The following is a 17,266-nucleotide window of genomic DNA, read 5'->3' on the forward strand; positions in this document are numbered from 1 at the left end:
GCAAGTGGTAGGCAGGGGGCGGCTATAAACTATGCACTCGCCGATCGGGCCCGCGCTCAGTCGTGCCTGAACGATCGCTGGCCCGTAAACGCCATCGTCATGCCGTGATCGTTCGCGGCCGCGATCACGTCGTCGTCGTTGACCGATCCGCCGGGTTGGACGACCGCTTCGATCCCCGCCTTCGCGGCTTCCTCGATGCCGTCCGGGAACGGGAAGAACGCGTCGGAGGCCATGACGGCGCCCTCGGCGTCCTTGCCCTCGGCGTGTTCGTCGGCCTTCATCGCCGCGAGTCGAACCGCGTCGACGCGGGACACCTGCCCCATTCCGATCCCGACCGTCTCGGTGCCGTCGGCGAAGAGGATCCCGTTCGATTTGACGTGCTTGAGCGTCTGCCACGCGAACACCATCGACTCGAGTTCCTCGTCGGTCGGTTCGCGCTCCGTGACGACTTCGAGGTCGTCGACCGAAATCGACTGCAGGTCGCGCTCCTGGACGAGTCGGCCACCGACGATCGGTTTCTCGGTGAAGCGTTCGGTGCGATCGCCGAGTTCTCCGACGTCCAGCACTCGCAGATTGTCTTTTTCGAAGAGCACGTCGAGCGCGTCGTCGGTGTAGCCCGGCGCGACGACGACCTCCTTGAAGGAGTCGATAATCCGCTCGGCTGTCTCCGCGTCGCACTCCCGGTTGAGGGCGACGATCCCGCCGAAGGCGCTCATCGGGTCCGTCGAGAGCGCCTTCTCGTAGGCCTCGGCGATCGAATCCGCCGTCGCACAGCCCGCGGGATTGGTGTGCTTGATCACCGCGGCGGCGGGGTCGTCGAACTCCTTGATGAGGTTCAGCGCGCCGTCGGCGTCGTTGTAGTTGTTGTACGACAGCGCCTTCGCGCCCTCGTTCAGTTGCTCGGCGTGGACGACGTTCGCCTCGTCACAGGTGTAGTCGGCATAGACCGCGGCGTTCTGGTGTGGGTTTTCGCCGTAGCGGAGGGTGTCCGCGCGATCGCTCGAGACGAGTCGGCGAGCGGGTAGCCCCTCGGCGTCCGGCGCTGTCGGGGAGTCCGCGTCGACCGTCACCTCGCCTGCCTCCGTATCCACGTCGACCGCACCCTCGGCGAACCACTTCACCGCACGCGGGTAGGCGCGGAACTCGCCCTCGTAAAGGACGCGCTCTTTGAGACTCTCCTCGTCGTCGCCCTCGTAGACCGGGATCGGCTCCTGGGTGACGATCGGGCCGCCGTCGACCTCGTCCCGGACGACGGTCCCGTCCTCGTCGGTCGCGTCGGTGACCACGTGGACCGTACAGCCCGTGACCGAGACGCCGGCCTCCAGCGCGTCGCCCCAGGCGTCCATGCCGGGGAACGACGGCAACAGTGCGGGATGGACGTTCAGCGTCGTCGGCTGAGCGTCGAGGAAGGTATCCGAGAGGATCCGCATGTAGCCGTCCAGACAGACGAGGTCGAACTCGTACTCGACGAGCGCCTGGTTGACGGCCCGTTCGTGTTCGCGGCGGCTCATCCCCTCTTCCAGGGGAACGACCTCGGTCGGAATCCCGCGGTCGGCGGCGGACTCGAGGACCGGCGCGTCCTCGCTGTTCGTCAGCACGACGGCGAGTTCCGCCCCGCCCGGCGCTCGATCGGCGATGTTCAACAGGTTGCGCCCTCGGTTGCCGGCCATCCCGGCGATTCGCGTCATGGTCGGATGCCCGCCCGCGAGGGCCAAAGTGGTTGCGGTCTCGCCCACCGAAGTATACATGTTCGTGGACATATATGCTACTATAATCGATTGCGAACGTCGAAATATACACACTCGTGGCTTCGCCTATCGACACGCTTTTGCGCCGCGCTGGAAAGACTCGGACGATGACCGACACCGACGCCCTGTACGCCGTCTCGCCCCTCGACGGCCGCTACGGTAGCCGGACCGCGCCGCTGTCACCGTACGCCAGCGAAGCCGCGCTCATGCGGGCCCGCGTCCGCGTCGAGGTCGAGTACCTGATCGCCCTCGCGGACCTGGGGGCGACGCCGCTCGAACTCGACATCGACGATCGCGAACACCTCCGCGGACTGTACAAACACTTCGCCGAAGAGGACGCCCAGTTGATCAAGAAACTCGAGACGGAGGGCCACGCCGGCTTCGATGCGACGAACCACGACGTCAAGGCGGTCGAGTACTTCGTCCGCCACCGGCTCCCGGAAGACAGCGACGCCTCGGCGTGGATTCACTTCGGCCTGACCAGCGAGGACGTGAACAACCTCGCCCACCGCCTGCTCGTTCGCGACGCCGTCGACGAGGTGCTCCTGCCGGAACTGTACGCGGTGCAGGACGCCCTCGCAGACATGGCGCGGGAGTACCGGGACCTTCCGATGCTCGCGCGAACGCACGGCCAGCCCGCGACCCCGACGACGTTCGGCAAGGAGATGGCCGTCTACGCCGCCCGCCTCGGCCGCGCGACGGGCCGAATCCGCGTGGCGACGGACGGACTCCGTGGCAAACTCGGCGGCGCCTCCGGAACCTACGCCGCCCACGTCGCAGCCTATCCCGACGTCGACTGGCGGGATTTCGCCGAGGCGATCGTCACCGGGCTCGGCCTCGAGTTCGAACCCCTCACCACGCAGGTCAACCCCTGTGACGATCTCGCCGCACTGTTCGACGCCGTCCGCGGCGCGAACGACGTGCTGCTCGACCTGGACCGGGATATGTGGCTCTACGTCTCCGATCGTTACCTCGGTCAGGAGGCCGTCGAGGGCGAAACCGGCTCCTCGACGATGCCCCACAAGGTCAACCCGATCGACTTCGAGAACAGCGAGGGGAACCTCTCGAAGGCCAACGCCGATCTCACCTTCCTCGCGGACTACGTGACGACCTCGCGGCTCCAGCGTGACCTCTCGGACTCGACGGTCAAGCGGAACATCGGCGCCGCGTTCGCGCACTGTCTGATCGGCTACGGCAAGACCGCCGCCGGCCTCTCGAAGGTCGTCCCGACCGAACAGGTCATGCGCGACGACCTGGCAGACACGCCCGAGATCATCGGCGAGGCCGTCCAGACGATCCTCCGGCGGGAGGGCCAGGAAGACGCCTACGAGCGCGTCAAGGCCGTCACCCGTGGGAAGGACGTCTCCCTCGAGGACTTCCGCGAACTGTTCGACGAACTCGACGTCGACGAGGACGTCCGCGAGGAACTGCACGCGCTCACGCCCGAGGGATACACCGGCGTCGCGAGCGACCTCGTCGACGACCTCGAACGGTAGCGATTCCGACGCTCGTGTGTCCCGCGGCAGTCGGTACGGGAGCGGCGATTCGTTCCGAGCGCATCGGTTCGACCGCCTCGGCCGAGACGGGGAACCGATCGCCGTATCGGAGTGCTTGTAAGCCAATACGCGGTACTGCGAGCGTACGAACGCAACTGCTATGAGAGGATACGTCACCCGTCGGGCCATCGACGCCGAACACGTCGGCATCGTACTGGTTCTCGTGTCGGCGGTCGGGTTCGGGACGCTCGGTATTTTCGGGATTTACGCCCAGCGGGCAAACCTCTCGATTCCGACGGTGCTCGTCTTTCGCTTTCTGCTCGCCGGTGTGCTCATCTGGGCCTTCCTCGCGTGGCGGGGGCAGGTGACGATCCTCCGCGGCCGACCGCTACTGATCGCCGTCGCACTCGGCGCGTTCGGGTATACGGCACAGAGCGGCCTCTACTTCCTCGGCCTGGAGTTCATGACCGCCGGACTGGTCGCGATCGTCCTCTACACGTACCCCGCGTTCGTCGTCGTTCTCGCGATCGTCACGATCGGCGAGCGAATGAGTCGGTCGATGCTGGTCGCGCTCTGTCTGGCCTTCGCGGGAATCGTCCTCGTCACCGGCGCGAACCCGGCCGGTGCATCGCTGGTCGGTGTGGTCGTCGTCCTCGGCGGCGCGCTCGCGTACGCCTTCTACATCACCGGCTCGAGAGCGGTGCTCACGACGGTCGATCCGATGGTCCTGACCGCGTACGTGTTACCCGCCGCCGGCGCTTCGTACGTCGTCATCGGAACCGCGACGGGGCAACTCGAGGTCCCGACCGCACCGATTGCGTGGACGATCCTGCTCTGCATCGCCGTCTTCGCGACGGCCGTCCCGGTCGTGACGTTCTTCGCGGGGCTGAAGTACATCGGAGCCAGCCGAGCGAGCATCGTCAGCACCGTCGAACCGCCCGTCACGGTCGCCCTCGGCGCCGTGCTGTTCGCCGAACCGGTCACCCTGACGACTATCGTCGGGGGTGTGTCGATCCTGGCCGGTGTAATCGTGCTGGAACGCGAGTGACGAACCGCGAACCAGCCGTCGGCTGGGCGCCTCCGATCGGGTCCGGTGGGACGAGGCGCTCGGAGACGCGACCGATCGGTTCGTCAGTTACGTCGGAACTACCGGACCGACGACTATCTTTTATTACCTGTCATGTGGTATGATGGTACGTACCATGGAATACCACCACGGGGATCGGCTCGCGCACGTGGGTGCGCTCCCGACGATGGCGGCCGATCGGTACGGGGAGAAGACGGCGTTTTCGTTCATGGGGAGCGAGCAGTCTTACGAGGAGTTCGAGTTCCAGGCCAACAGCGTCGCGAACGTTCTGGTCGACCACGGCGTGGAACCGGGCGATCGGGTCGGCCTGTTCGTCCCGAACACGACGCAGTTCCCGGCGGCGTACTTCGGGATCGTCAAGGCGGGTGCGGTCGCGACGCCGCTGAACCTGCGGATGGATCCCGATACGCTCGGGTACGTCATCCAGGACGCCGGCATCGACACGTTGATCGCCTCCGCGTTCCTCGCGGACGAGGCCCGGGAACTCGCGGCGGCCGCCGACGTCGAGACGCTGTTCCTGCCGGGCGTCGCCGACGAGGAGAGAGGGATCGTCAACTACTCGCACGCGACGATGGACGCCGACGAGGCGTTCGACCCGATCGACCGTGACGTGGACGACGTCTGCGTCCAGCCGTACACCAGCGGCACCACGGGGCGGCCGAAAGGGGTCCTGCTCAGCCACCGGAACATCCTCTCGACCCTCGAGAGCTACAGTCGGGGCGGGCTGGCGATCGACGCCGACGACTCGATCCTGCTCGTGTTGCCGATGTTCCACATCTACGCGCTGAACGCGTTGCTCGGATCGTTCGTCTACCGCGGCGCGAAAATAGTGCTCCAGCCCGAACCCGACCCGGTCGACATGCTGACCGCGATCGACGACCACGACCTGACGAAGTTCGCCGGCGTGCCGGCGATGTACACCATGATGTTCCGGGAGTACCGCGAGAACCCCGACGAGTATGACGTCTCCTCGCTCGAGGACGTCACCTGCGCGGCCGCACCGCTTGCAGAGGAGGTCCGCCGACAGATCGAGGAGGCGTGGAACGTGCCCGTCGTCGAAGGGTGGGGAATGACCGAGACGTCCCCTGCCGGCACCCTCGAACCGGCCCACGGGGTGCGCAAGGAAGCCGGCTGTATCGGTCCGCCGTTGCCGAACATCGAGTTGAAGATCGTCGATCCGGCGACCCGCGAGACGAAAATCGCGCCGGACGACCTCGAACCGTTTCCGGACCCGGCGATCGACTTCGACGACGAGGACGCGGTGACGGGCGAACTCGCGATCCGCGGGCCGAACATCTTCGAGGGCTATCACAACCGCCCCGAGAAGACCGCCGAGGTGTTCGACGACGAGGGCTGGTTCTACACCGAGGACGTCGCGCGGGTCGACGAAGACGGCTACTTCTGGATGGTCGATCGGGCCGACGACATGATCATCACCGGCGGGAACAACGTCTACCCGGCGGAAGTCGAGGACGCACTCTACGAACACCCCGACGTCGCGGAGGCCGCGGTCGTCGCCGCACCCCACGAGGTGAAAGGGGAAGCTCCGGTCGCGTTCGTCGTCTCCGAGGCGGGTGCTGACGTCTCGGAGGCCGACGTTCGCGGGTTCGCGCTCGATCGGGTCGCGACGTACGCGCATCCGCGGCGGGTCTTCGAGGTCGACGAACTCCCGCGGAGCGCGACCCAGAAGGTCCAGCGCTACGTCCTCGAAGAGGAGGTCGAGGAACGACTCGACGAACCGCTCCAGTCGAGCGAGGAAGCACTGTAGTTCTCGACGACCGTGCGAAACTCCCGTTCGTTCGGCTCTGTGCTCTGTAGCAGCGTTGCTCACTACACGTGCCTATCGTCCGCCACGGGGTCTCTCAGCTACGGATGATGGTGGCAGCGTCGTGCTGAATACGTGGCGCTTCTATACCGCCGAAACTACTGCAGGTCGTAGGGGATCTTCGCCGTTCGAATCGAGCAGTACCGGTTCACAGTCCAGGCGTCCTTTTCGGAGCAGTTCCCCACAAATCACAGCGCGTCGCTATTCCACGCGGACGTGACCGTCACCTCGGACGGTTACCGTGTGTCTCTCGTACTCGAACGCAACTCTCACTTCTCTCGGAGCGTGGCTGACCAGGTCGTTGAGTGCATCCGGATCGACGACCTCGGAGAGCAGGTCGAGATCCAGCGGATCGACGTTTTTCGCTCGCGCGACTTCCTCGACGACTCGCGTCGCGGGTTCGTCCCAGTTCTCTGCTCCGTCGTTCGTTCTGCAGGTGTCGATCTGCACAATCTCCCGCACATGACACATCAAATAAACAGGTAACGATCGTTCAGCACTGTTTAATGTTGTCGCGAGAGCCGTGGAAGTCCCGCGTATCGGCGGTCTGGCGAGCATCGCCAACCGCAATTGGATCGTTCATAACAGTCAACCACATTTAAATATAAGTGGTGGAATCTGCCATTGATGTCCGAATCAGACACCGAACACGAGGCACAGGAATCGGACGCATCGAACGACGGACTTGTCGACCGAATTAAACGATTGGTCACTCGTCGGTGACCGAGGTCGGGACGAGACGAACCACTGGTCCGTTCGACCGACTACCACCGACGGTATTATTTGGTGTCAGAATGTCACCACGATCGGGATTGCTAAAGGTGAGCTGCAAACGGTGTGGAAAAGTACAGATCGGCAGAAAGCCAAAGAAAGGCGGACTTCGACTGGTCGGCCGGCGGACCTGTCCCTGTGGTGGAACGGATTTCGTCGCCGCCAACGGCCGTCCCGAGTAGCCCTTCGTTCGACGCTTCTCCAGGTTTCGAGTGAGAGCGTCTCTCGTCGGCCCGTTTCGAAGCGGGTAGAGGATTCACCACGACGTCTACGCCTCGAAGGCGCTCACCGTCTCGGGCCTGATCGAGATGATGACTCGTTCCGTCTCGATCGGGTTCGGATACTCCTCTTCGCCCATGTATCGCTGTGCTAACTCGTCGATGTGCTCGCGTGCACCCTCGGTCGTGAGTTCGTCGACCTCGCCCGTCACCGAGAGCATCCGGTAGGGATTGTCCGGATCGGTCATGCTGACGGCGACCCGCGGGTCGTTGCGGGCGTTTTTCTCCTTTCGCCGATCGCGCTCGGTGTTCACGAGGAGTCGATCGGCGTCGGCGTCGTAATCGATCCACACCGGCGTCACGTGTGGGGCGCCGTCGGGCAACAGAGTCGATACGTGGGCGAACGTCTCTTTCTCGAACAGGTCCTGAAAGTCGTCCGGGATCGATGCCATACTGACCGTGGTTCGTCTCCGTACTAATTTGCGTTCCCTTCGGTTGCAGATGCAGCGAACGGGTGGCCCGATCGAAACCGAGGCGAGTCGATTCAGGCGATCGATTCGTCCCGGGCACCGTCTGTCGGCCATCGCAGGCGCGTTCGTCGTCCATCACCGCGCTCGCATTGCAGAACGATACCGTTGCCTCCGACGCCGATCGGAACGTTCCAGGATCGACGGACCCATTCGGCACCGTCGGGAGTGGGGCGATCGATCGTTCTTTCGAGAGAACCGTCCCCTGGAAACGACGTATTACGCACACGCAAGAGAACCAGTAATCTCGACCTGTTTTCTGTTAGTACATGAATATACATGTGTTAGTGAATTATCATACGAGGATAATCACTGCGCAACCGTCGCAGTGAGGGTGTTCAGATGTCAACGACAGATCCAACGGACGACGACCGGAACGCGACCGACTCCCGCTCGAGAACCGCCATATCGCGCCGATCGATGCTCGCATTGCTCGGTGTCAGCGGGACCGGCGTGATACCGTATGCCAGCCGGGCCCACCCGTCGACGGGAGTGACCGACGACTACGACGGGGAACTCGAACACAGGCTCGACGACGTGGTTCGGGACCCCAGTCAACCGCTCATCGAACAGGACGCGGGCACCAACGACGTCGTCAGCGACGGGCCGTTCGCCGACGTCACCAAGAACCTCGCCGTCGCGGGCCGCGGAGAGCGGCTGCTCCCGAACGGGACGACGGACGTGTGGGCGCACGACGGCTACGCCTACCTCGGAACCTTCAACGAGCCGTGCGGTACCGGCGAAGGGTTCGGCGAGGATCGGCTCGTCGACGACCTGCTTGGCCCGGGAATTCCCGTCTTCGACGTCCACAACCGCAACAAGCCGGAGTACGTCGGGAGCATCCCGTCGGTCGAGGGGAGCCGGATCAACGACGTGAAAGTCGACGAGATGAACGCCGGTGATATCCTAGTCCACTCCAACGAGCCCTGTGACGACGGGCCGGGCGGCTTCGAGGTGTACAATGTCGACGACCCGGAGAATCCGACGCATTTGGCGTCGGTGCGTATCGATGAAATCAACCCGATCAGCGACGCTCTCTTCGGCGGAGTTATCGACGTCGGCGTACACAACCTTTTCCTGTTCCAGCAGGGGGGACGCGACTACGTGTCCGCGGTGGCCGAAACGATCTTTCACAACTTCCAGACGTGGGACATCACCGACCCCACCGACCCGCAGCGGGTGAGCGCCTGGGGTGCCGAGGAACTGTTCGACGACGGCGTCGGCGAGGAGACCGAGGACGTCAATCGGGTCCTGGAGGCCGCCCTCTGGCTGCTGGACGGGGTCGGCACCTCGCAAAACCGCTTCCTGCACGACGTCACGGTCAGCGACGACGGTACCCGCGCCTACCTCGCTAACTGGGACGCGGGGCTGGTGCTACACGACATCAGCGATCCGGCCGATCCGCAGGTACTCTCGGTCGCGATCGACCCCACAGCGGGCGACGGCGAGGTCAACAGCCACCAGGCGTGGCCGTCCGAGGACGGTAACGTCGTCGTCGAGACCGAGGAGGACTTCGACCCGTTCGCGCTCTCGTTCGAGATCACCGAGGGGCCGAACGCCGGCGAGTACGACGCGGCCGAAGGGAACTTCACCGCTCCGATCGCCGACCTGCCCGACCAGACGCTGGCCGGCCCCACGACCTACCTGGGGCTGGCGTGCGAACCCGACGGGATCCCCGAGGCAACCGACGACGGCGAAATCGCGGTCATCCTCCGCGGCGAGTGTCGCTTCGATCGCAAGGCCGAGATCGCGATCGACGCCGGCTACGATGGGATGGTGGTGGTCAACGAACCCGGTGACGATTCGCTGACCACCATGGGCGGCGATCCGCGCGACATCCCGGGCCTGTTCGTCGGTCACTCCACCGGCCTGGAGATCTTCGACGCTGACAGCGTCGCGGACCTCGAGGTCGGCGACACCGGCGCGAGTATCGAGGCGACGGTCGTACCCGAACGCTGGGGGAACGTACGTATCTGGGACTACTCCGACGAGGAGAACCCGGTGCTGGCCAGCGAGTTCGACACGCGCTGCAGCGCCGATCCGACCCACGAGGACTGCGATCCGCGAGGGACCTACTCGGTGCACAACACGATCGTCGAGGACGACAAGGCGTACTTCTCCTGGTACTCCGACGGCGTGCTCATCCTCGACATCAGCGACCCGTACGATCCGGTCGAGACCGCCCGGTACAGCCCCGGCGGTCCCGAGTTCGAGGAACAGAACGGCGGGATCCAGGACGTCTGGGGTATCTACAAGGAGCCTCGCAAGCCCTGGCTCTACGCCTCCGATCGGAACGGCGGCCTGTACGTCCTCAAGGAGTACGGCGCCGATTCCGCGAAGGGCGGGAAGTAACGACTGACGACCCGTCCGCGCGGCGCCGCCGGTCTCCGAGAACGCCGCTCAGTACGATCGCGGCAGGCCGAGCGTGTGCTCCGCGAGGAAGTTCCGGACCATCTCGTTGGTGATCGGCACGGTCTTGAGCAGCCGGGAGTTCTGCCAGATGTCGTAGACCTCGTAGTCGGCCGAAAACCCGTTGCCGCCGTGGGTCTGGACCGCTTGGTCGGCCGCCTTCGTCGCGGCTTCGCTCGATCGGAGTTTGGCGATGTTCGCCTCCGCACCGGCGTCTTCGCCGTGGTCCCACTTCGAGGCCGCCTTGTAGGTCATCTCGCGGGCGCACATGAGTTCGGCGTAGGCGTCGGCCAACGGGTGCTGGATCGCCTGGTGGCCGCCGATCTTCTGGCCGAAGACCGATCGCTCGTTCGCGTAGTCGACCGCGAGGTCGATCGCTCGCAGCCCGCCGCCGACCGCGCTGGCCGCGCCGGCGATCCGCTCGGTGTTCAGGGTGTCCCACAGGAGGTAGAGGCCGCCGTCTTCCGCGCCGAGGATGCGGTCCTCGTGGACCCGCAGGCCGTCGATGTCGACCTGGTACTGGGTTTCGAACCACGGCACCTCGACGTCGAGCGGGGTGAGCGAGATGCCGTCCCGCTCGGCGGGTTCGGGGACGAGGAACATCGAGACGCCGTGGGTCGGATCGTCCGGATCGAGGTCGGAGGTGCGGGCGATCAACAGCATCTCGTCGGCGTTCTCGACGCCGCTGATCCACATCTTCTGGCCGGAGATGACGAACTCCTCGCCGTCGCGTTCGGCCGACGTATCGATGTTGATCGTGTTCGTCCCGGCCCCGGCCTCCGTGAGTCCCATACAGAAGCGCATCTCGCCGTCGGCGATCGCCGGCAGGTACCGTTCCTTCTGTTCGTCGGTGCCGTGGCGCTGGATGCTGATCCCGCCGAAGACGGGCGTGAGGACGAAGATGATCCCGCCCTGTCCGCCGCCCCGGGAGAGTTCTTCGATCACCATCGACATCTCGAGCATCCCGAGGCCGGCCCCGCCGTACTCCTCCGGGATGGTGACCCCGAGCCAGCCGTCCCGCGCGAGGTCGGCCCAGTACTCCTCCGGGAACTCCTTGCCCTCGATCCGGCCCTTCCAGTACTCCCAGTCGTAGTCGCTGGCGATGTCCCGAACGCTCTCCCGGATCAGCCGTTGTTCCTCGGTCTCCGTATAGTCCATGTCTACCGACACCAATCGGTGCACACGCTTGTTACAGTTTCCCACGATCGTGAACGACAACTGCGTTCAACCGACGTCGGGAGCCGAATACATTTGTCACTTGGTACCAATTCACCTCTATGAGCGATCGACGCCGTATCCACGGCGGGTGGTGGCGATGAAGATCACCGTCGACGCGGCGCCCGACGAAGAGACGGCCCGGGCGATCGCGAGCGCCCTCGCCGCCCACCTCGATCGGCGCGTCGAACTCGTCGTCGACGGGACCGAGGATCCCGTCGCGACTGCCGGCGACGGCGACGGCGGCTGGGACGACGCGGTGATCACCGAGCGCGAACGAGGGCTTCGCGAGGAGATCGAGGAGATCCTCTCCGGGGGTCCGAAACGAGGTCACGAGAAGATCGAGCAACTGGGAAAACTGTTCGTCCGCGATCGGCTGGACCTGCTCTTCGACGAGATCGAGTACGAGGACGGCACGTTCGCACGCAACGACGCGGACGGTGAACTCCCCGCGGACGGGATGATCACCGGCGTCGGGAAAATACACGGCCGGACCGTCTTCTTCGCAGCCAACGATTACACCGTCAAGGCGGGCTCGCTCGGCCAGATGGGTGTTGAGAAGGAGATTCGCCTCGCCGAGCGCGCGGCCGAGGCCGGCGCGCCGATCCTCCGGCTGATCGACTCCACCGGGGCGCGCCTGAACCTGGACGATCGGGAACCCGGCGACACCCACATGGACCGCTACCGCGGCGGCCGGATGTTCTACAACCAGTGCATTCACTCCGGGCAGGTGCCCCAGATCGGCGTCCTCTACGGCCCCGACATCGCGGGCTCGGCGTACACGCCGGTGTTCTGTGACTACCTCGTCATGGTCGAGGAGATCAGCGGGATGGCGATCGCCAGCCCGCGCGTCGTCGAGGCCGTGACGGGCGAGCGGACGACGATGGGGGAACTGGGCGGTCCCCAGGTCCACGCGACCCAGTCCGGCAGTGCCGACCTCGTCGTCGGCGACGAGCGCGCGGCCGCCGACGCCGTCCGGGACCTCCTGACGTACCTCCCGCAGCGCCACGACGCGCCCCTTCCCACTCGCGACCCCGACACCCCCGCGGCGAACCCGAAGGGGCTCGACGCCGTCGTCCCCGAGGCCCCGAACGAGGCCTACGACGTGCAGGACGTGATCGATCGGCTGGTCGACGCCGACTCGTGGTTCGAACTCAAACCGCGGTTCGCACCCGAACTCGTGACCGGGTTCGGCCGCATCGAGGGCCGACCCGTCGGCATCGTGGCGAACCAGCCCGCCGCGAAAAGCGGGGCGATCTTCCCCGATTCCGCCGAGAAGGGTGCCGGCTTCGTCTGGACCTGTGACGCGTTCGGCATCCCGCTGGTCTACCTCTGTGACACGCCGGGGTTCATGGTCGGCTCGCAGGTCGAACGCGAGGGCGTCCTCCAGAAGGGCCGGAAGTTCATCTACGCGACCTCGAACGCCCAGGTGCCGAAACTGTGCGTGATCACCCGCAAGGCCTACGGTGCCGGCATCTACGCGATGGCCGGCCCCTCGTTCGATCCCGACGCGACGCTCGCGCTTCCCAGCGCGGAGATCGCCGTGATGGGACCCGAAGCCGCCGTCAACGCGCTGTTCGCGGAACAGCTCGAAGAGATGGATCCGGAGTCACAGCAGGCTTTCAAAGCGAGCATGCGCGAGGAGTACGACAAGCACATCGACGTTCGCGCGCAGGCGGCGAAGATGCAGGTCGACGAACTGCTCCCCGCGGGCGACCTGCGGGACCAGCTCGCCGCCCGGCTGCGCGCGCTACGGAACAAGCGCCGGACGGAGCGCGATCGGTACCACGGGACGGTGCTGTTCTGACGGCGGGGCCGACCCCGCACCCGGCCGTCGGAAATGCAAATCGAATCGATCGGCCGACTCGGTATCTCGCCCGATCACGGTCGCGAAACCGCCAGTGATTACTTCACTGGCCAGTGTATCGAACGAATACAGATCGATCGGATTCCCATGCCGCCCCGACTGCTCCACTACTCCGACGTCGAGAACGCGTACGACGATCCCGAACGGATCGGACGGTTGGCGAGGCTCCTTCGTCAGCGCCGCGACGAGACGACGCTGGTCTGCGGAACTGGCGACACGACTGCTCCGGGCGTCCTCGCGATGGAGACCGACGGGAAACACGCGCGTCGATTTTTCGAGAGAGTCGGTCCCGACGTCTCGACGTTCGGGAACCACGAGTTCGACCACGGCCTCGAGTCGCTCCGCGAACTCGTGGCAGACACGCCCCAGCAGTGGGTGACGGCAAACCTGCGGACGGGGACCCGACCGCTCGCAGCCGACCGCGGCGTCCGACGGATCGCGGCGGTGTCGATCGGGGGCGAGCGTCTCGGTTTCGTCGGCGTCAGCGACCCGCAGTCGATCCGGGCACATCCCGCCGCCGACGGCGTCACCGTCGACGATCCGATCGCGGCGGTCGCCGACGCCGTCGCCGCTCTCGACGGGCGCGACGTGGACTCGATCGTCGTCCTCTCGCACGCGGGCGAACTGGACGACGAGATCGCCCGACTCGACGGCGTCGACGTCGTCCTCGGCGGCCACACCCACGACGTCCGCGCGGACGTCGTGGCGGGGACCCCGATCGTCCACCCCGGCGAGCGGGCGGCGCTGGTCGGCGAGGTTCGGTTCACGGGCGGGACCCCGGACGTCGTCCTGCACCGGGTGCCGGAGGTGCCGGTCGCGACGGACGTCGAAGCCGAGTATCGAGGCCTGTTCGCCGAGTGCGGCCTCACGGACACGGTCGCGACGATCGACGCGTCCCTGTCCCGGGACCCCGCGGCGTGTTTCCCCGAGAGTCGGATCGGAAACGTCGTCGCCGACGCCTACCGCTGGGCGGCCGACGCGGACGTCGCGGTGTACAACGCCAGGATGCTCCGCGCCGGGCCGCCGCTCGCCGGCGACGTGACCGTCGGCGACCTTCGATCGCTGACGCCGTTCGACAACGAGATCCACACCGCAGGGCTGACCGGCGCGGAACTCCTGGATCTGTTCGAGAATCTCGTGGTTCCGGACGCCGTCGACGCCCACCTCGAAGTGTTCGCCCACGTCAGCGGCGCGAGTCTCGCGTGGCGGCGCACGGCCACCGATCTCGGACTCGCGTCGGCGACGGTGGCTGGTTCGCCGCCCGATCCCGACGCCGTCTACGAGGTCGCAGCACCGACGTTCGCGTTCGAAAACGAGCTGTTCGCGCCGCTTTCACGGGACCGGATCGAGGCGACCCACGGCCACCAACACCACGTTCTCGCCGAGTACGTCCGCCGGCACGGATTCCCGGACGGATGCGACGGCCGAATGGAAGCGGTCAGCGATACCGCACCGGAGTCGGTACACTCGCTCCGGTGACGCACCCGGCCCCCGCAGTCGTGACGTCTCGTGCTGGCGATCGGACCCGCCGCGAATTGCAGCCGAAGCCGCGATCACATCGGCGTCGGAGCGAGCAACTGCCCGCCGTCGACCGCGTAGTACGAGCCGGTCACGTACGCTGCGGCGGGACTCGAGAGGAACAGCGCCACGGCGACGCAGTCGGCCGGCGTCCCGAGCCGATCGGCCGCCAGATCCTCCTCGACGACCTGCTGGGCGACGGCCTCGCCCATCACCTCCATCACGCCCTCGGTCCGGATCACGCCGGGCGCGACCGTGTTCGCGCGGATCCCGTACTGCGCCCACTCCGCGGCGACGGTCTGCATGAGGTTGTGGACGCCGGCCTTTCCGGCACCGGAGTGTGCGTGATAGGGGGCACCCCGGACGGAGTTCGTCGCGCCCATCGAGACGATCGCGCCGTCGCCGCGATCGATCAGGTGCTCGCCGACGGCGAAGGTGCAGTTCGCGGTGCCGTCCAAGATCGTCCCCACGACGGAGCGCCAGCCGTTGGCCGACAGGTTCTCGGCGGGACAGAGGAAGTTCGCCCCCGCGTTGTTGACGAGGATCGAACAGTCGCCGAGTTCGTCGAGGACGGTCTCGACCATGTCCTCGACGTCGTCGGGGTTGCGCACGTCGACGGTGGTCGCACAGGCCGCCGCTCCGCGGTCCTCGATTTCTTCGGCGACCGGGTCGAGGTGCTCCATCGATCGGCTGGCGATCGCTACGTCGGCCCCGTGGTCGGCGTACGCGAGCGCGAGTTTCCTGCCGATGCCGGTCCCACCGCCAGTCACCAGGGCGGTCTCTCCCTCGAGCAGGTCGTCGGCGAATATCTCGGTCGTGGGCGGCGTTTGCTCGAAACTCATCCGTCCACCCCCAGGATCTCGCGGGCCTCGTCGGGTGTGGCGGGGGCGCGGCCCACCTGCTCGGCCATCTCGACCGCGTCCGCGACCAGGTCCGCGTTGCTCTCGGCCATCTCGCCGGTCGGCCGGTAGAAGTTGTCCTCGAGGCCGACCCGGACGTTGCCGCCCATCGCGAGCGCGGCCGAGACGAGCGGCCACTGGTCCCGACCGATGCCGATCACCTGCCACGTGCAGTCGTCGGGCAGTTGCCGCACCTGGTGGGCGAGGTTGTCGACCGTCGCCGGAATGCCCCCGAGGACGCCCATGATCAGGCTGACGTGGAACGGCCGATCGAGCACTCCCTCCCGTAGTAGCGGCCGCGTGTTCCCGATGTGGCCGGTGTCGAAACACTCGAGTTCGGGCGTCACGTCCGCCTCGTTCATCCCGGCGAGCAGGTCGCGAATCTCCGAGAAGGGGTTCTCGAACACCATGTCGAAGACGTACTCCTCGCGGGACTCGGAGTACTTCGCGTAGTTCATCGACCCCATGTTCAGCGCCGCGATGTCGGGACCGACCTCCTGAACGTACTCGAGGCGCTGCTCTAGCGGCGTCTCGATCGCGCCCGTTGAGAAGTTGATCACGACGTCGGTGCGATCCCGCACTTCGTCGTAGATTTCCCGGTAGGTCTCGGTCGAGAACGTCGGCGCGCCGTCGTCGGTCCGGGCGTGAATGTGCGCCACTGCGGCACCGGCCTCCCGCGCGGCGGCGGCCTCCTCGGCGATCTCCTCGGGCGTGTAGGGGATCGCCTCACACTGGTCGCGGGTAGTCAGCGCGCCGGTCAGCGCCGCCGAAACGACCACTTTCTCGGGATCGTTGCCCTTCGTCGAGTCCTGTCGATCGTAGAAGTCGGCGCTCGCACACATGCTATCGCCCTCGCCACTCCGGGTCGCGATCGGTCAGGAACGCGTCGATCCCCTCCTCGGTCTCCTCGCTCATCGCGATCATGGCGATGATCTCCCGGAGGTAGGCCAGTGCGGCCCCGAACTCCATGTCCCGTTGCTCGTAGTAGGCCGTCTTCCCCATCTCGATCAGGACGGGGCTGTTGGCCGCCAGCGTGTCGACGAGGTCGTCGAGTTCGGCCTCGAACGCCGCCGACTCGACGACGTCGGTCACCAGCCCCATCTCGCGGGCCCGGTCGGCCCCCACGCGCTCGCCGGTGAACAGGAGCTTCAGCGCGGCTTTCTCGCTCGCCGCCCGGGTGATCGGGGCCATCGCCTGCGCGGGAAAGAGACCGACCTCGACCTCGGGCGTGCCGAACTCGGCGTCCTCGCTCGCGAGGACGAACTCGCAGGCGGTCGCGAGGCCGAGACCGCCCGCCAGACAGTGGCCCTCGACGGCGGCGACAGTGAGCGCGCTCGTCTCCTGTAACTGCGTGACGAGCCCCGAAAGCGCGCCGAAACTCTCCCGGTAGGCCTGGGTCCCCTGGCCGATCGGGAACTCGCGCAGGTCGCCCCCCGAGCAGAACGTTCCCTCGGCCCCCCGGATCACGACCACGCGCGTCGGGCCCTCGTCGGCGGCCGCGAGGACGTCGATCAGGCCCCGGATGACGCCGTCGTTGAGCGCGTTACGTCGATCGGGGCGATCGATCGTCGCCCTCACCACGAGTTCGTCCTCGCTGACCGACACCGCGAGGTCGTCGCTCGAGAGTCGGTCAGCGTCGGCCATCGTCACCTCCGGATCGGTAGTCGTTCCCCCGGCCGGTCGTCC

Annotated in this window: 13 protein-coding genes; 6 read left to right on the forward strand and 7 right to left on the reverse strand. The window is 66.2% G+C overall.

Translation table 11 applies throughout. The annotated features are described in order from the left end of the window. Positions 1–56: 56 nt before the first annotated feature. A complete protein-coding gene (gene purH / locus MUG98_RS00635) occupies positions 57–1,688 on the reverse strand; it encodes a bifunctional phosphoribosylaminoimidazolecarboxamide formyltransferase/IMP cyclohydrolase (protein ID WP_265110259.1) in 1,632 nt (543 codons plus the stop codon). Between the two features lie 167 nt (positions 1,689–1,855). On the opposite strand from purH, the gene purB reads away from it, so the two are divergent. From purB to MUG98_RS00650, 3 genes are all read left to right on the forward strand, one after another. After that, positions 1,856–3,244, forward strand: coding sequence for an adenylosuccinate lyase (gene purB, locus MUG98_RS00640; RefSeq protein ID WP_265110260.1), 1,389 nt, complete (start codon positions 1,856–1,858; stop codon positions 3,242–3,244). A 160-nt stretch (positions 3,245–3,404) separates the two neighbouring features. After that, the gene (locus tag MUG98_RS00645; protein ID WP_265110261.1) at positions 3,405–4,292 is read left to right on the forward strand and encodes a DMT family transporter; all 888 of its coding nucleotides are present in this window, start codon (positions 3,405–3,407) and stop codon (positions 4,290–4,292) included. Positions 4,293–4,446: 154 nt separating this feature from the next. Continuing rightward, entirely contained in the window at positions 4,447–6,099 is a 1,653-nt protein-coding gene (locus MUG98_RS00650) for a class I adenylate-forming enzyme family protein (RefSeq protein ID WP_265110262.1), read from the forward strand. Between the two features lie 258 nt (positions 6,100–6,357). On the opposite strand, the gene MUG98_RS00655 is transcribed toward MUG98_RS00650, so the two are convergent. Together MUG98_RS00655 and MUG98_RS00660 are read right to left on the reverse strand one after the other, a co-directional pair. Beyond that, positions 6,358–6,606, reverse strand: coding sequence for a HalOD1 output domain-containing protein (locus MUG98_RS00655; RefSeq protein WP_265110263.1), 249 nt, complete (start codon positions 6,604–6,606; stop codon positions 6,358–6,360). A 589-nt stretch (positions 6,607–7,195) separates the two neighbouring features. After that, the gene (locus MUG98_RS00660) at positions 7,196–7,597 is read right to left on the reverse strand and encodes a PPOX class F420-dependent oxidoreductase (protein ID WP_265110264.1); all 402 of its coding nucleotides are present in this window, start codon (positions 7,595–7,597) and stop codon (positions 7,196–7,198) included. 417 nt (positions 7,598–8,014) lie between these two features. Here MUG98_RS00660 and MUG98_RS00665 point away from each other — a divergent pair, with 417 nt between their 5' ends. Beyond that, positions 8,015–10,024 (forward strand): PA domain-containing protein, encoded by a 2,010-nt coding sequence (locus MUG98_RS00665; protein WP_265110265.1) that lies wholly within the window; start codon positions 8,015–8,017, stop codon positions 10,022–10,024. Between the two features lie 48 nt (positions 10,025–10,072). On the opposite strand, the gene MUG98_RS00670 is transcribed toward MUG98_RS00665, so the two are convergent. Further along, positions 10,073–11,239 (reverse strand): acyl-CoA dehydrogenase family protein, encoded by a 1,167-nt coding sequence (locus tag MUG98_RS00670; protein WP_265110266.1) that lies wholly within the window; start codon positions 11,237–11,239, stop codon positions 10,073–10,075. Positions 11,240–11,396: 157 nt separating this feature from the next. Here MUG98_RS00670 and MUG98_RS00675 point away from each other — a divergent pair, with 157 nt between their 5' ends. Both MUG98_RS00675 and MUG98_RS00680 read left to right on the forward strand, forming a co-directional pair. Then, positions 11,397–13,103, forward strand: a complete 1,707-nt coding sequence (locus tag MUG98_RS00675) for an acyl-CoA carboxylase subunit beta (protein ID WP_265110267.1) — start codon at positions 11,397–11,399, stop codon at positions 13,101–13,103. 33 nt (positions 13,104–13,136) lie between these two features. Continuing rightward, complete coding sequence (locus tag MUG98_RS00680) at positions 13,137–14,642, forward strand: bifunctional metallophosphatase/5'-nucleotidase (protein ID WP_265110268.1); 1,506 nt, start codon at positions 13,137–13,139, stop codon at positions 14,640–14,642. 74 nt (positions 14,643–14,716) lie between these two features. Here MUG98_RS00680 and MUG98_RS00685 read toward each other — a convergent pair whose 3' ends face one another. The 3 genes from MUG98_RS00685 to MUG98_RS00695 are packed head-to-tail and all read right to left on the reverse strand — an operon-like array spanning position 14,717 to position 17,224. Further along, entirely contained in the window at positions 14,717–15,523 is an 807-nt protein-coding gene (locus MUG98_RS00685) for an SDR family oxidoreductase (protein WP_265110269.1), read from the reverse strand. Continuing rightward, positions 15,520–16,422 (reverse strand): beta-keto acid cleavage family enzyme, encoded by a 903-nt coding sequence (locus MUG98_RS00690; protein WP_265110270.1) that lies wholly within the window; start codon positions 16,420–16,422, stop codon positions 15,520–15,522. The genes MUG98_RS00685 and MUG98_RS00690 overlap by 4 nt, the downstream gene beginning before the upstream one ends. A gap of 1 nt (position 16,423) precedes the next feature. After that, positions 16,424–17,224: an enoyl-CoA hydratase/isomerase family protein gene (locus tag MUG98_RS00695; protein ID WP_265110271.1), complete on the reverse strand. Its 801-nt coding sequence runs from the start codon at positions 17,222–17,224 to the stop codon at positions 16,424–16,426. Between the last annotated feature and the right edge of the window lie 42 nt (positions 17,225–17,266).

The sequence above is a fragment of the Halosolutus halophilus genome (assembly GCF_022869805.1).
GTDB lineage: Archaea > Halobacteriota > Halobacteria > Halobacteriales > Natrialbaceae > Halosolutus > Halosolutus halophilus.

What these genes read in the sequence shown, in the direction of transcription:
- purH (WP_265110259.1), bottom strand. Translation starts at nt 1,688, where the DNA reads ATGACGCGAATCGCCGGGATGGCCGGCAACCGAGGGCGCAACCTGTTG.
- purB (WP_265110260.1), top strand. Translation starts at nt 1,856, where the DNA reads ATGACCGACACCGACGCCCTGTACGCCGTCTCGCCCCTCGACGGCCGC.
- MUG98_RS00645 (WP_265110261.1), top strand. Translation starts at nt 3,405, where the DNA reads ATGAGAGGATACGTCACCCGTCGGGCCATCGACGCCGAACACGTCGGC.
- MUG98_RS00650 (WP_265110262.1), top strand. Translation starts at nt 4,447, where the DNA reads ATGGAATACCACCACGGGGATCGGCTCGCGCACGTGGGTGCGCTCCCG.
- MUG98_RS00660 (WP_265110264.1), bottom strand. Translation starts at nt 7,597, where the DNA reads ATGGCATCGATCCCGGACGACTTTCAGGACCTGTTCGAGAAAGAGACG.
- MUG98_RS00665 (WP_265110265.1), top strand. Translation starts at nt 8,015, where the DNA reads ATGTCAACGACAGATCCAACGGACGACGACCGGAACGCGACCGACTCC.
- MUG98_RS00670 (WP_265110266.1), bottom strand. Translation starts at nt 11,239, where the DNA reads ATGGACTATACGGAGACCGAGGAACAACGGCTGATCCGGGAGAGCGTT.
- MUG98_RS00675 (WP_265110267.1), top strand. Translation starts at nt 11,397, where the DNA reads ATGAAGATCACCGTCGACGCGGCGCCCGACGAAGAGACGGCCCGGGCG.
- MUG98_RS00680 (WP_265110268.1), top strand. Translation starts at nt 13,137, where the DNA reads ATGCAAATCGAATCGATCGGCCGACTCGGTATCTCGCCCGATCACGGT.
- MUG98_RS00685 (WP_265110269.1), bottom strand. Translation starts at nt 15,523, where the DNA reads ATGAGTTTCGAGCAAACGCCGCCCACGACCGAGATATTCGCCGACGAC.
- MUG98_RS00690 (WP_265110270.1), bottom strand. Translation starts at nt 16,422, where the DNA reads ATGTGTGCGAGCGCCGACTTCTACGATCGACAGGACTCGACGAAGGGC.
- MUG98_RS00695 (WP_265110271.1), bottom strand. Translation starts at nt 17,224, where the DNA reads ATGGCCGACGCTGACCGACTCTCGAGCGACGACCTCGCGGTGTCGGTC.